The following is a 14184-nucleotide window of genomic DNA, read 5'->3' as shown; positions in this document are numbered from 1 at the left end:
TCAATGGTCAGCAGCGGGTTTCAATCCGGCAGAAAAGTCCGCCACGCCCTCCACCTGCACCGGCTGCCCGGTGCTGCCGGAAAGCTGCGGGTTCCAGTCCAGTGAGCGTCCGGTGCTGCAATAGACCGTTACCATGGTGTCGGTGTCCTCCCTGCTGCCGTTGCACAGCAGCAGAATGGGCTGGCCACCCTGCCTGCCGTAAAGCTCCTTGCCCGTCTCGTTCGGGTACTGAGGATCCTGCTTTTCATAGACAAAAAGTGTATCCTCCCTGCGCACGGCAAAGATGCAGTACAGCTCCCGCCCGCCGCCCGGCGCTGCGACCCAGCGGTCTGCCGGGATGTCCGCAACGAACTGCCACGGCTGTTCCGGTAAGCTGTCCAGCACGGCATGCACATCGGTGGTGCGCTCCGGGACGCTGCCCAGATAGAGCACCCCGGCAAGGTCTCCGTTTTCCCCGGCCAGCTGCCGCATTGCGGCAAGCTGCTCCGGCTCAGTAGAATCGGCACCGGAAGCCGCTGTGCTGCTGCCCTGCCCGGCGCTGCCGGGAGCGGGGCGGACGGGGTCGCCGTCCACCGCACCGCACCCTGCCAGACTGAAAGCCAGTGCAAGCAGTGCTGCAAAAGTTTTCATGGCTTTCATGTCAGCCCCTTTGTTTTATGCCCACGGGTCGGCAGACGCCGGGATGCGGATGCCGGTCATCAGGTATTGCTCCCACAAGAACCACTGCCCGTCGCCCTTGCGGCGCAGCTTGATGGGGCGGGGGCTGTCGGCGCCGCCGCAGGGGATGAACAGCTTGCAGTAGCCCTCCTCGGTGTTGGAGGTGTGGTTGCTGCCCACCAACAGGGTGAAGGGCTGGCGGGGGGTATAGCCGTTTTCCGGCGACGCACCCACAAAGTAGGAGAACGGGATATAGCTCTTGCCGTCCCGAAAGCGGTCGTTCAGGAAGGAGATCTCCTGCCCGTTCAGCGGGCGGGGGCCGCGCAACCAGTTGAGCATCTCCAGCCCGATGTTTTTATCGGCACCGTAGGCGCACAGTGCGCAGACGGTGAGGGCTGCGGTCTTAAAGGGGGTGTCCAGACTGGCCTCCGGCAGTGCCTGCATCTGGGCAAGGCTTTCCGGCAGAGCCTGAAAGGTAAAGGTGACGGTCTGGTTGCCGGAAACATTTGCGGCGGCCTGCTTCATCTTATCAAAAAGTCCCATGAAAATACTCCTTTCTGTTTCAGCTGTGAGGGTTCAGCTCCGATTCGGGTCATGGCGGGGCACGGTCCGCCTGCGGACGATCTTCTGGTTCATATCCAGACTGAGGTTTGCAAAATAGCCGTTTTCAAAATACCATGCAAGGTCTTTAGTGTCCATGCCAACGCTGTTGCACAGCCACCGCAGAGGCACCTCCGGCCCGGAGTAGCTCTCCACCCTGCGGGCGATGGTTCTTGCATGGTAGCGGCGTTTTTCGTTGCGTGCGAACAGAACAAGGGGCACTGCGCCCACCACGATCCAGAACACATAGCCTCCGATGTGGGAATAGTCCTTATCCTGCAAACTCAGGCAGAGGGTATACAGCCCACCAAAGGAGCAGAACACGCAGAAGGCAAGCCCCGCGTTCCGCAGCCATTTGAGGACACGGGGAATCTCGCCGCGGGCTTTTTCCGAAAGATACGGGTTCATAAACATACTCCTTTCAGAACGAGCCGCCTCCACCGCCGTGGGTGGTGCCGCTGGAAGAGGTGTGGGTGGAGCTGCCGCCGGAATCGCTGGAGCTGGACTCCTTTGGCCGCTCGGTGCGGTGCACGTCACGGTACAGGAACAGATCCCGCTGGTTGGTCAGCTTCATGCTGCCCTCCCGCACATAGCTGGCGGCATTCTCCTGGAACGCCACGCTGCGCAGCTGGCTTTTCATCACATGGACGACGACCCATGCCAGCGCAAGGCCGATGCCCAGCGCAAGGAACAGGTACATGAGAGACAGCGGCTCCCGGGGCAGGTTATTCACATCGTAGGGGTGGCCCGCCCGGGCAGCGTCGATGTAAGTATCCGACCATTGGACAAAGGTGCGGAAGGCACCGGCGTAGTCTCCATCGGCCATGAAGGGGGTCATCTGCTCGCCAAGGTACTGGATGCCTGCATCCGTAAAGGCGGTGATGCCGTAGCCGCAGGTGGAGATGTGCCATTTGCGGTCGCCCACGCTCACCAGCAGAAGCACGCCGTCCATATCGGAGCCGTAGCCGAACTGGCAGAAGTCATACAGGTCGTCGGCATAGGCCTCCATGTCGTCGTAGTCCACGCTTTCCAGCGACTCGATGGTGGCAATGACCACATCAAAGCTCTGGCGGACGCTCAGCTCCTCCAGCGAAGCCTCCAGTTCATTATCCTCGTCCTCGGTCAGAACTTCTGCGCTGTCGTTCATGCGGTAGTACAGGTCGGCAAAGCCGCCCTCCACCGCAAAGGCCGGAACAGCCAGCGCCGCCGCAAGAATCAGTGCTGCCAGCGCCGCAAAGAGGGAGTGCAGTCGGTTGGAAGTCTTTTTCATCGTTCGTCCCTCCTTTACAGGATCCGTGCCAGCCACAGCAGCCACATCACGCCATAGGACGCGGCGGAAAGGGCAGCCGTAAGGCCCAGCATCCACTTGCGGGCAGCGCCCTTGTCCACGGGCAGGTCACCCACGAATTTGCCGGTCTGACCATTCATGGCAAACAGATAGTTTTCACCCCGCCAGCTGGTGCTCAGCAGCCAGACCGGGAACAGAGCGTACTTTGCCTTGCCGCCGTGCAGCTGGATGCTGCTGTTATCCACCTTGACCGAATCGTAGCCGGTAACGGTCTGCTGGAACGTCTCCTCGGTGGAGCGGCGGATGCGCTTGTTGGCCCGCTCGATGCTGTCCTCGGCGCTCACATCGTATTTATCCGCCACATAGCCCGCCAGATAGGCCGTCTGGAAGGGGATGGCGTCCTGCATGGCAAAGGGCTCGATGGACTCCATCAGGTCGTCCTCGATCTTGGACGAGCCGTCCACCGGCACTGCATCAAAGCCCAGTGTGCCGTCCCGCCGGACGGAGTAGTAGTTGGTCTCGGTATAATCGTAGTCGTCATCCGACCAGCAGCGGGTGCGGGTGGCGGTGAACCGCAGCTGAGCGTCGGCATCGCTGTCAAAGAGCCAGAAGGGCACATACACGCCCTTGATCTCATCGATGTGGTTCTGGCTGCGGAACACCCGGGGCAGCAGGGTCTTGCCCTTGAGGTGCTCCTGCAGCTTTTCCTTTGCGGCCTTTTTGTCCAGTTTGAAGGGGATGATGAGGTCGGGGCGCAGGTCTCCGGCAAACTGTCCGGTGAGGACGATGGGGTTGCCGCAGAAGGGGCAGGCGGACGCACCCATGGTGTCGTCGCCCACGATCTCGCCGCCGCAGCTCTTGCAGCTGTAAGTATGCAGACCGGCGGTCTCCCCTTCTGCCCAGCTGCCGCCGGGGGTCGCCCACTCCATCTCGCTGGGCTTTTCGTCCTTCAGCTCCTCGTCATAGCCCTTGAGGGTATCCACGTCGAACTCGGTGTCGCAGTAGGGGCATTTCATCTTCTGGGTGGCGCTGTCAAACTGAATGGCGCCATCGCAGCAGGGGCACTTGTATTCCAGCATTCCTGCCATAGCGTTTCCTCCTGTTGTTTCAAAGGGGGCCGGGGGCTCTTCCCCGGCCCCGCTGTTTTTGCGTTGGTCTCCCCCGCCGAAGCGGTCGACTCAGAAATCGGTGGTGATGCGGAACACCACCGGTTCGTCCGGCTCGGTGGCTTTGCCGTGGTGGCCCACTGCCAGGAAAGCGTTTTCCTCCAGCGGCAGGAAAACATCAAAGGTGCAGAAGTCGCCGCACAGCTGGCACAGGGTCTCGCGCTCGCCCACGGGAAAGGACTTTTCCAAAAAAGTGCCGTCCGGCGCGTACAGCTCCCACATATAGCCTGTGTCCAGCAGATAGCCGTTGGGGCGCTTCATCATCACGGCGTCAAAGCTGCCCACCGGCTGCGAGCTGCGGGCCAGCTCATTGCCGTCCAGATCAAAGGCGGCAAAGTAGTAGTCGCCGCTGGAGTCCGGCTCGCCCACCGTCAGCAGCTCGTCTCCGCTGAGGTTCAGGGAGGGCATGCTGCAGAAGGGGCCGATCTCGTTGTCGCCCTCCAGCGTCAGCTCAGTGTACTCACCGTCCTGCACCAGCACCGGTGCGGAGTCGGTCCAGTAGATTACGGTCAGATCCCGATCCTTGGAGGAATAGCAGCTGCCCATGTAGTCCAGTGCGTCGCCGGGCTCTTCCGGGTCGCTGCTGTTCAGATCGTAGCAGTAGACATCAAAGGGATCCATGGCGTACAGGATGCCATTGCGGTCGATGCTGAGGGCGTTGCTTCCGTCAATGTTGTACTCTGCCACCGGGGTCATCCGGTCGTCCTTGATGGCATACTCGAAGATTTTAGCAGACTGCTCTTCATCGTCCTCGTTGTAGAAGCTGAAGAAGTAATTGCCCCGGTAGCTGTCCGCATGGATGCAGTGATGCGCTCCGTCCAGTTCCCGGCGGACGTCAAAGGGGATGTACTGCGCCTTGAAGGTGTATTCGCCGATGGTCAGCTCCCCGGTCTGGAACTGGGTCACAGGGGCCCCTGCAGGGGCGGCTTTGTCCACTGCTGATTCCGGCTGTGCCAAAGCGGACGGGGCACTGCTGCTGGAAGCCGGTGCGCTGGAAACGCTGGATGCGCTGGCGGCACCGGAGCCGCCGCAGGCGGTCAGCCCGAGGGCGGCGGTGGCAAGGCCCATGGCCTTGAGGAAATCTCTGCGCTGGATCTTTCTCATATCCGTTCCTCCTTTTGGGGTCACTGCACTTTTGCAAAGGCTTCGTCGGCGCGGCGGCTGTACACTGCCATGCCGCCGGTCTGGGCGTCGTTTGCCAGATTGATGTTCTCCACAAAGCGGGCCTTTTCCTGCTCAGAGAGCTGCCCGCCCTTCATGGCGGCGGATGCCACGGCACCCATGGCACCAATCATGCCCATCTGGCCCTTCAGCTCCCGTTCCTCGGCCTTGGACATCCGGCGGCCGAACAGGCTCGTCTCGTTGTCGTGGACTCCGAAGATGTGATCCAGATGCTGCCGTGCGATGTGGGCATAGCCGATCTCCCGCCGGTCCCGCTTGCTGAAGCAGATGACCAATTCCTGCTTGATGTAGGGGTGGGGATGCATGCCCCGCTGGGTCTGGGCCTCGGTGATGCTGCGGGGCTGCACCAGCTTCAGCTTCAGGCCGCCGCCGTTGAGGGTGGGTTCCTGGCCCGGCTCCTTGGCGGGGGTCTCGTCCAGATACTCCTCATAGCTGGCGATCTGGTCGTAGCGGATCAGCTCCGGCATCTTGCCCCGTCCGCCGGTGCGATCGTCGATGTACAGCATTCCAAGCTCATCGCAGAACACCAGCCCCATTTGCGTCGGGGTGGAGGGGTATGCGTTGACCCGGAACTCGGTCTTGTCGAACACCTCGTCGAATACCCGCTTCATCCGAGCCATGTACTCCATGTGCTCCTTGGCCTCGTCCAACGTCAGCTCACTGAGCCGGATATATTTGGAGCACTTGTTGCCGCAGTCGTCGCAGAGGAACTGTCCGTCCCGGAGCTTGGAGCGGTGCAGGGTGCCGCACTCCTTACCGCAGACGGCACAGTTCTGTTTTGCGAACAGGTTGGAAAAGAATCCCATCATGGTATGCTCCTTTCATTGCTCTGTATTGTCAGGTCCGGTCGCTGTCGTCAAAGAGGTCGCCGCACTCCGGGCAAAACTTGGGCGGGTGAGCGGGGTCTGCCGGCTCCCAGCCGCATTTGTCGCACTTATATTTGGGCGTACCGGCGGGCTTGGGTTTGCCGCACTCGGAGCAGAACTTGCCTTTGTTCACCGCGCCGCAGCTGCAAGTCCAGCCTTCTGCTGCCGCCGGGCGGGGCTTGCCGCACTCCGGGCAGAACTTGCCCGTAACGGTAGCACCACAGCTGCAGGTCCAGCTGTCCGCAGCGGGCTTCGGCTCCGGCTTTTTGCTGCCACATTCCGGGCAGAATTTGCCGGTAACGGTAGCACCGCAGCTGCACTTCCAGCTGTCTGCCGGGGCGGGTGCGGGGCGGCTGACCTGCTGGGGCGCGTCCACGCTGTCCGGACGGGCCTGCTGGCCCATGGCAAACAGGTTCTGGGCGCTCATGCCGCCCATACCGCCTGCACCGGCTGCCATGCCCATGCCCATAAAGCCGGTCATGGCACCGGCGGTGTTGCCGGCGGCGGTCTTCATGGCATCGATCTGGCCGCCCACCAGACGAGCTGCGGCGGTGGTGGGGTCGGTGGTCATGGCGTTTTCTTCCCATTCGGTGATCTTCTTCTGCTGCTCCTCCGGGATGGACAGGGAGTTGATGTTGAAGGAGAACACTTCAATACCGCGCTTTTTGCGCCAGACATTGGACAGCTGCTCGTTGAGGGCGTCCGAGATCTCCAGCGTGTGGGCGGGGATCTCGTAATACTGCACCTTGTTGGCAGAAAGAGTAGCCAGCGCGGGCTGCAAAGCGTTCAGCAACTCACTCTTCAGGCGGGGAGCGATCTCGGATGCGTCATACTGGGTGGAGACGTTGCTGCACACGTTGGTGTAGAACAGCAGCGGGTCGCAGATGCGGCAGGTGAAGCTGCCGTTGCACCGCAGGTTCACCGAGAGCTTGTAGCCCCGCTCCTCGCTGACTACCACCCGGAACGGAATGGGGGTGGCGGTGCCGTACAGGATCTCGCCCAGCTCCTTGGTGTTGATGTAGTACACCCGCTGATCCTTGCCGGTGTCGCCGCCGTAGGTAAAGCGCTTGGCTACGGTCTGGAAGGTTGCCGCCAGACTATCGCCAAAGTTGCCGGTGAACACGCTGGGCTCGGTGGATGCGTCAAAGGTGAATTCGCCCGGTTCGGCGCACACCTCCACCACGCGGCCCTGCTCCACAATGAGCATACACTGTCCGTCTGCCACGGCGATGCCGCTGCCGTTGGTGATGATGTTGTCCTCGCCGTTGTTGGAGCTGCGGCGGGAGGTGCGCTTCTGGCCCTTTACCATCAGCACATCTTTGTCCAGAGAATCGCAGTAGAAAAATTCCTTCCACTGGTCTGCAAGAGTTCCGCCCAGTGCGCCCATACCTGCTTTGATAAGACCCATAGTAATTTCCTCCTGTATGTTTTATTTGTGCAAACGATAACTTTCTGTTATCGCACGGTTTCCGGTTTTGGTCACGGTTCAAGGGTAAGTTCCGGGGAGTCGTTTTTCCAGTAAGCGGGACGTGTGTCCCGGTCAAACAACTGCTCTCCGGCGCGGTATTTCAGGCTGCAGCCGCTGGGGCTGCCGTCATCGTTCAGCAAAATGGCCCAGAACTCGCACGGTCTGCCATCCGTGTCGGTCAGCGTGAAGTGCAGCTCGGTGCCGTCCTCGGTGCGGCCCTGTGTTCCCTCGGCGGTGCCGGTCAGAATGCCGTTCCACCCGACCCATTCCACGCTCATGCAGCAGCTGCCGTCCGGCAGGAAGGTCATCCAGCGGATGCCCTTTGCGGACTCGTCTCCGGCGCGGTAAGTGCCCCACAGCCTGCGGGGGATGGCGGTGTAGCCGATATCGTCCCACGCCTCGGTGCGCTGAAAAACGTACCAGACCTCACTGCCCTTTTTGGGGCCGGTGGACTGCATCCGCAGCGAACCGTCCTCCATCATGGAGATGGTCCAGCAGCTTCTGCTGTCCTCGCTGAGGCTTGTCAGGTTCCAGCCCTGACTTTTTTTCCCGTCCCAGCCGGTCACAGCGCCGGCATTCAGCTCTCCGGTGCGGGTCTCGGCAGCGGACTGGATCTGCGGGCTGACGTATGTTTCCCGGGTGAAGGAGACGGTCACCGTGCCGGTGATCTCGGCCTTTTCCAGCCGCAGGGTAAAGCTTTCGTTGCGGTCGGCGGGGGCATAGCTTTCACCCTGCGTCACCGCCGTGACTGCCATCCACTCGGTTAGCACCTGCTGCTCCCAGTCCTGCGGCAGCGGCTGCGCGTCCAGCGGGATGGTTGGGGCATCGTTCACATACTGCTCCCCGGCCGCGCTGAACCTGCGGATCACAAAGGAGATGTTCCCTTTTCCGTCCAGCGAAAAAGGCAGTTCGTCCAGCGAAGCCCACCATGCAGTGTTTCCCGCTTTCACCTCGCCGGGGGGCAGCAGCCCCCGCTCACAGGCGGCCTGCCGGTCCAGCTCATCCCGGCGCTTCACGTCGCGGTACAGTGCTTCTTCCAGCGCGGCGGGGTCTGCCCCCATGCGCTGCAGCAGCTGGGTGGCGGTGAGCTGGCTCCCGCTTTCAAAGTCGAAGCACCAGCCCTGATAGAAGGGTGCATCGGTACCGCCGTAGCAGCTGCTGACCACAAGGCTGACGCAGTCACCGTACCAGCTGGCGTTCCAGTTCATCTCAATGCAGATGTCCCACGATTCCGGGTCGGCTGCCGCCGGGCAGTCTACGTACTCCTGCACATCGTATTCGTAGTAGCGGGCGATCTCGGCGTTGATGCGGGCGGCATCGGCGCTGTCGCACTCCAGCCGGGGCAGATGGATGTTCAGCCGAACCTTGCCGCCGTTTTCCGCCTGCACCACCTTTTCAAGGGTGTACTGCTCAGTAATCGCCGCGGTGGCGTGCATGGAATCCGGCGGGGTCGATTTCAGTTCCCGGCTGCCAGCCGGGCGGGCAGAGGCTGCGGCCCTTGCCCCGCAGCCTGCCAGCAGCGCTGCCAGCAAAACTGCCGGTATCCAGCGGAATGCTTTGTGTTTCATGGTGGTTCTCCTGTGTTCTCAGCGGCTCCCGCCGTGGTCAGTTATCCGGGCAGCGGGTCAGCTGCAGCTGGGTCTTTCCCTCGGCAAAGGGGTTCTGCCCGTCGATCATGGTAAGGTTCAGGGTCTCGTTGTACAGGTCGTACTTCACCGCCGCCACAAAGGTGATGCCCGGCATCCCGTCTGCCGTCTCGCTGGTAGAGACGCCCAGCACCATGCCCTCCGGCACCACGCCCAGATAGTCGGCGTAGCCCTGATAGAAAACGTTGTTGTCCTGCACGCCCATCTGGACGCAACCATTGCTTTCCACGTCCATCCAGTCAAACTGGTTGTCAGACATGTCGTTGAAGGCACCGACAGCCTCCGAGGGGATCTCCTGCGCGTTCCACTCTTCCGTCAGGGGAGCAAGTTCCAGCACAGAGCCATCCTCCTGATGCAGAATTACCTCTTTGCCGCTGCGTTCCAGCGCCACGCCGTTGTTTGCAATATAGATGGGGTCCTGACAGACCAGAACATTTCCGGATATAAGGCAGCGCAGCACGTCCACATATTCCACCACGCCGTCCTTCGTCAGCAGATAGACCACCGGGTGGAAGGATGCGCCGATTTCTCCGATGCACACGTCGATATATTCATTATAAGTGCCTAGGATGGGGTAGGTGCGGTCCTGTTCCAGCCGGATGCCGTAATCCGCGTCCCATGCGGCGGTCTCCGGCGTGCGGCGGAGGGTGATGGTGCCCTGCGTTCCTTCCAGCTGCACCGAAGCGCTGCCGTAGGTATCGGTCAGCACCGTCTGCGGCTGCGGGTCAGCAGCCTGCAGCGGGATCTCCACATCCAGCTGCCGCCAGCCGCTGCCGGCAGTGGAGCTGCACCCGCCCCGGAGCACCAGCCGGTTTTGTTCCGGCAGCAGCAGGCACAGGTCCTCCAGCTGGTTGTTTTCCAGCGTGTTCATCCGCATGCTTGCCAGATTGCCGCCGCTGCGCAGGCCCTCGTAGTAGCCGCCCTGCGCCATGTGCCGGTCAAAGGTCTGCATGGCCTCGCGCAGCATCTGCTGCTGCACGGCGTCCGGGTCCAGCCCCATGCGCTGCAGCATTTCCGTCACGGAGACCTGCTTTCCGGTGGCAAAATCGAAGCACCAGCCCCGGGAATACCCCGGGTCGGTACCGCCGTCGTAGCGGAACACCACAAGGCTTACGCAGTCGCCGTACCAGTAGGCGTCCCAGTTGATATAAATCTCCGGGCTCCACTCGTCCTGCTGCGGCTCGATCTCCGGGCTGTCCTCGTACTGTCGGAAGTCTGCCGCATACATGGCGGCAAGCTCATCGTTAAGATAAGCAGCGTCCGGGCCGTCGCACACCAGCTGCGGCACATGGATGGTCAGCTTCTGTGCGCTGCCCCACTCGTACAGCTGGATGGTCTTTTCCAGCGTGAACTGCTCGGTGATGCGGTCTTTTTGTGCTGTCTGCACCACCGTATCTGCGGCGCTTTGGGAAGCTGCGCCGGAGCCTGCGGGGGCAGCGGGAGCCGCCGCGCCGCCGCAGCCGGTCAGCCAGAGAGCCGCCGCCAGCACTGCAGCGGCAAGGCGTTTGTGTTTCATGGTCGTTCTCCTGTGATCTCAGCCGTAGCTGCGGGTCATCTGCAGCTGGGTCTCCCCCTCGGCAAAGGGGTTTTGCCCGGCGATCATGGTCAGGGTCAGGTTCTCGTTGTACAGGTCGTTCTTGAACGCCGCCACAAATTCGAGTTCCTCATCGGCAGCGATGCCCAGCACCACGCCCTCGGGCACCACGCCCAGATACGCGGCGTCGCCCTGATCCATGCGGCTGTTGTCCTGAATGCCCATCTGGACGCTGCCGTCGCTGGTCAGGTCCATCCAGCTCCAGCCGTTTTCGTCGGTGTAGTTGTAAGAGCCGGTGACGGAATAGGGGATCTCCTGCACGCTCCACTCTGACGACAGTTCGGCCAGCTCCAGCACAGAGCCATCCTTCCGACGCAGGTTTACTTTACTATTGCCGCTGCGCTCCAGCGACACGCCGTTGTTGGCAAAGTAGATGGGGTCCTGACAGATCATGGCATTTCCAAGCAAAAGGCAGCGCAGCACGTCCACATACTCCACCACGCCGTCTTTGGTCAGCAGATAGATCACCGGATGGAACACCGAGTCGGTCTGCTGCCCGATGCACACGTCCACATATTCATTATAAGAGCCAAGGATGGGATAGGTGTGCGCCTGTTCCAGCCGGAGGTTGAGTTCCGTGTCCCAAGTGGCGGTTTTGGGTGCAGGGCTCAGGGTGATGGTGGCCTGCGTTCCCTCCAGCTGCACCTGCACACCATCGTAGGTATCGGTCAGCACCGGGGTGTCAGCGGGGGGCAGCGAGAGCTCCATATCCAGCTGCTGCCAGCCTTCTTCGCAGCTGTACTTTCCCCGGAGCACCAGTTGATCCTGCTCCGGCAAAAGCAGGCACAGGTTTTCCAGTTCATTGTATTCCAGCGTATCCATCCGCATTTGCGAAAGCTCTCCGCCGAGACGCAGGCCCTCGTAATACGCGCCCTGCGCCATCTCCCGGTCAAAGGCCTGCATGGCCTGTCGCTGCACCTGCGCCTGCACTTCGTCCGGGTCCAGCCCCATCCGCTGCAGCATCTCGGCTGTGGTGATCTGCCTGCCGGTAGAAAAATCGAAGCACCAGCCGCTGTAACGCCACGGGGCGGTGCCGCCGTAGCGGCTGCGCACCACCAGACTGACGCAATCGCCGTACCACCAGTCATCCCAGCCCACACCGATCAGCTCGCTCCCCGGCTGCCCGGCCTCCTCGTAGTTCTCATATTCCCGGAAATCTGCCGCATAGATGGCATTCAGCTCATCGTTGATGTAGGCGGCGTCCGGGCTGTCGCATTCCAGCTTGGGCACATGGACGGAAATGCACTGCACCGCTTCCTCCCCCCACACGCCCGAAACGTTCTTTTCCAGCGTGTACTGGTCGGTGATGCGGTCTGTCTGGGCGGCCTGCGCCACCGCGCTGGGGGTGCTTCGGCTGCTGTCGGAGCTTTGGTCGGCAGCAGCGCTGGGGCTGCTCTGGGTGCCGCCGCAGCCGGTCAGCAGCAGCGCCGCAGCCAGAACCACAGCAGCAAAACGTTTGTGTTTCATGGCTGTCTCCTTTTCGTCATTCATCGTTGGCGGGGTCCTGTGGTGTACGCATGATATAGGCCCCCCAGTAGGTCTTGCCCTGAACATCCGCCACAGTGATGCCGATGTCGTATTTCCTCACTTCCGGAGAGTCCAGCATATTGGGGTCCGGGGCGTGATTGAATTTTCCTTCCAGCTCATCCATCAGGGCCTTGAACTGGGCCTGATTGGCCGGGTAGGGCCGGTCCAGATAGTAGCGTTTCTCTTTGTAATCGTCCAGCTGGATGCCATAGCAGTCGTGGTGGATGCCCCGGATAAAGGCGGTGGAGCCTTTGCCCCATCCATAGCCGCCCTCCTCAAAGCCAGCCCACATTCCATCCACATAGTCTCCGTTCATCCGGGCTTCCAGACCCTCCTTCGCGGGGAAGGAAGGGGTGTCGTAGTCCACAAACATCTGCATCTCGGACTGAATGGAGTGTTCCAAGCCCGCATTGTACTGCATTTTGAAGTACTGCACCTTCCGCCGGGTCAGCTCGGCATTGATGATCTCAAAGATCTTTCTGCCGTCCCGGATCACCGGAATCGGGGGCGAATCGGGAGCCTCCGGAAGCGGAGGGCCAAGGGTGGTGATCTCCTCACTGTGAAAGGGGTCGTAGGTAGAGGGGTCGATGGAGCTGCCGGAGTCCGGGATATCCGGGGCACCGGAGCCGCAGAAGCCCTCGTCCTCACAGCCAGCCAACGCCAGCATCACCGCCGATGCGCCGGAGAGCTTCAGGAAAGTCCGTCGGTCATATCGTTTCATGGGGGTGCTCCTTTCTATAAAGCCCCGGGCACAGGGGGAGTGCGCCCGGGGCAAACAGGGGGTTAAATGGGAATTGTTGTTTTTACGGAGTCACTTTGCCTTTGGAAACGACTGCGACCCAGTATTTCGCACCGCCATACTCGAACAACTGAATCGCAATCAGACGGGCCGATTTCAGAGCTTCCTTAGCGGTATCGTCCACCTGAGACGGAAGATTTAGTGCCATCTTCTCTACGTCCTCCAAGTATATACATACCGGAGTTACATTCATGTGCTCATCATCGTTTTCCATACGGACGCCGATCGGAGCGCTAAGATCAGGATAGAGCTTCATTATCTCACTAAGATCTCCTATGACGTCTTCATATTTCTTGTCGCCCTTTGCGACCTCCGCCACAAGTTCAACTGCGGGCTTCAGGCCGTCATCCAGTGTGATCTGTTCCGTCACCCCGGCTGCTGCGCGGTATTTTTTGATGGCTTCCAGCACCTTGGCTTCCTTGCCGGTGGGCACTGCGGGAGGTGCGGGAGGTGCGGAGGGCCCGCCGCAGCCTGCCAGCGAGAGCGCCACAACGGCTGCGCCGGAAAGGGTGAGGAATTCGCGTCGGTTCATCTCTTTCATGGGGGTGCTCCTTTCTTCTTATAAAGCCCCCGGGCAGATCAGTCTGCCGTGCCCGGGGCGGGTGATGTGCTTTAAAAAATCAGCTGCGGCTCAGCGCAGTTCCGACAGGGGCGTTACAACTACTTGTTGTGCCGCCTATCCGACAGAGGCACTATCACGATATAGTCCGTTCCCGCAACGGTGGGGCAGTAGATGCCGAGATCTCTGGTTTCCATGTCCATCTTGTTGAGCATCTTAATGAACGCATTCTTGAAATTCTCGCCGCTCAGTTCATACGGGATCGTCAGCTCCATGTTATAGTCATGGAGTGCAGGGTAGCCCAGCACATAGTTGCACCCAATGACCCCCTCATCCAGAGATGCGTATGATCCGTACTTTTTGCGGAGGGCAGCCAGTCGTTCCTGCATCTCATTTTCAAAGGCAGCGTTCTGCTCCGGGGTCATCTTCACCTCTGCCTTGTCCGCCTGCACGCAGGGACTGACAAAGTCTCTCGCGAAGTCGGATGCATCCTGACTGTAGCTCAGCGCTCTGATCTTGCTAGGATCTCCCAGTTCAGTCCAATGGGCCTCGAGCGTCCGGTTGAGGGCCTTAAGGAGGTCCAGCTCCTTTTGGGTGGGTGCTGCGGGTGCGGGAGGTGCGGAGGGCCCACCGCAACCTGCCAGCGAGAGCGCCACAACGGCTGCGCCGGTAAGGGTGAGGAATTCGCGTCTGTTCAGTTCTTTCATGGGAATGCTCCTTTCTGTTTGTCCCCCTGCTTTTTAGGGGGCTCTGGTTTGGGTATTCTCTGCACTTGCAGTCCGCTCCATCTTATGCTATTCTTATGAATAGAATTTACAGATGCCTGTTGACG

The 14184-nt window shown here is 60.8% G+C and carries 14 protein-coding genes; all 14 read right to left on the bottom strand.

The features are described from left to right. The gene (locus WMO44_RS00175; RefSeq protein WP_349151359.1) at nt 1-630 is read right to left on the bottom strand and encodes a gamma-glutamyltranspeptidase; all 630 of its coding nucleotides are present in this window, start codon (nt 628-630) and stop codon (nt 1-3) included. Nucleotides 631-654: 24 nt separating this feature from the next. Next, nucleotides 655-1200, bottom strand: a complete 546-nt coding sequence (locus WMO44_RS00170) for a DUF6935 domain-containing protein (protein ID WP_097782569.1) — start codon at nt 1198-1200, stop codon at nt 655-657. Between the two features lie 33 nt (nt 1201-1233). Further along, nucleotides 1234-1665, bottom strand: a complete 432-nt coding sequence (locus WMO44_RS00165; protein ID WP_349151358.1) for a hypothetical protein — start codon at nt 1663-1665, stop codon at nt 1234-1236. 13 nt (nt 1666-1678) lie between these two features. Next, complete coding sequence (locus tag WMO44_RS00160) at nt 1679-2527, bottom strand: TPM domain-containing protein (RefSeq protein WP_349151357.1); 849 nt, start codon at nt 2525-2527, stop codon at nt 1679-1681. 14 nt (nt 2528-2541) lie between these two features. Then, a complete protein-coding gene (locus WMO44_RS00155) occupies nt 2542-3633 on the bottom strand; it encodes a TFIIB-type zinc ribbon-containing protein (RefSeq protein WP_117554256.1) in 1092 nt (363 codons plus the stop codon). 90 nt (nt 3634-3723) lie between these two features. Next, a complete protein-coding gene (locus tag WMO44_RS00150) occupies nt 3724-4815 on the bottom strand; it encodes a twin-arginine translocation signal domain-containing protein (protein WP_349151356.1) in 1092 nt (363 codons plus the stop codon). A gap of 20 nt (nt 4816-4835) precedes the next feature. Next, complete coding sequence (locus WMO44_RS00145; protein ID WP_349151355.1) at nt 4836-5702, bottom strand: DUF4428 domain-containing protein; 867 nt, start codon at nt 5700-5702, stop codon at nt 4836-4838. A 28-nt stretch (nt 5703-5730) separates the two neighbouring features. After that, nucleotides 5731-7167, bottom strand: a complete 1437-nt coding sequence (locus WMO44_RS00140; protein ID WP_349151354.1) for an SPFH domain-containing protein — start codon at nt 7165-7167, stop codon at nt 5731-5733. A gap of 71 nt (nt 7168-7238) precedes the next feature. Beyond that, complete coding sequence (locus WMO44_RS00135; protein ID WP_349151353.1) at nt 7239-8795, bottom strand: hypothetical protein; 1557 nt, start codon at nt 8793-8795, stop codon at nt 7239-7241. Between the two features lie 37 nt (nt 8796-8832). Then, nucleotides 8833-10389 carry an acid-shock protein gene (locus WMO44_RS00130; RefSeq protein ID WP_349151352.1) on the bottom strand — a complete coding sequence of 519 codons (1557 nt, stop codon included), beginning with the start codon at nt 10387-10389 and terminating at the stop codon, nt 8833-8835. 18 nt (nt 10390-10407) lie between these two features. Further along, nucleotides 10408-11934: an acid-shock protein gene (locus WMO44_RS00125; protein WP_349151351.1), complete on the bottom strand. Its 1527-nt coding sequence runs from the start codon at nt 11932-11934 to the stop codon at nt 10408-10410. 16 nt (nt 11935-11950) lie between these two features. Further along, nucleotides 11951-12715: a twin-arginine translocation signal domain-containing protein gene (locus WMO44_RS00120; protein ID WP_349151350.1), complete on the bottom strand. Its 765-nt coding sequence runs from the start codon at nt 12713-12715 to the stop codon at nt 11951-11953. 82 nt (nt 12716-12797) lie between these two features. Beyond that, nucleotides 12798-13334 carry a twin-arginine translocation signal domain-containing protein gene (locus WMO44_RS00115; RefSeq protein WP_349151349.1) on the bottom strand — a complete coding sequence of 179 codons (537 nt, stop codon included), beginning with the start codon at nt 13332-13334 and terminating at the stop codon, nt 12798-12800. Nucleotides 13335-13453: 119 nt separating this feature from the next. Beyond that, nucleotides 13454-14059 carry a twin-arginine translocation signal domain-containing protein gene (locus WMO44_RS00110; protein WP_349151348.1) on the bottom strand — a complete coding sequence of 202 codons (606 nt, stop codon included), beginning with the start codon at nt 14057-14059 and terminating at the stop codon, nt 13454-13456. Nucleotides 14060-14184: the final 125 nt, after the last annotated feature.

Origin of the sequence: Faecalibacterium tardum, from assembly GCF_040096515.1 — a bacterium.
In the GTDB taxonomy this organism is placed as follows: Bacteria; Bacillota; Clostridia; order Oscillospirales; family Ruminococcaceae; genus Faecalibacterium; species Faecalibacterium tardum.
The sequence above is the reverse complement of the archived record's forward strand: the minus strand, read 5'-3'. Positions and strand labels throughout refer to the sequence as shown.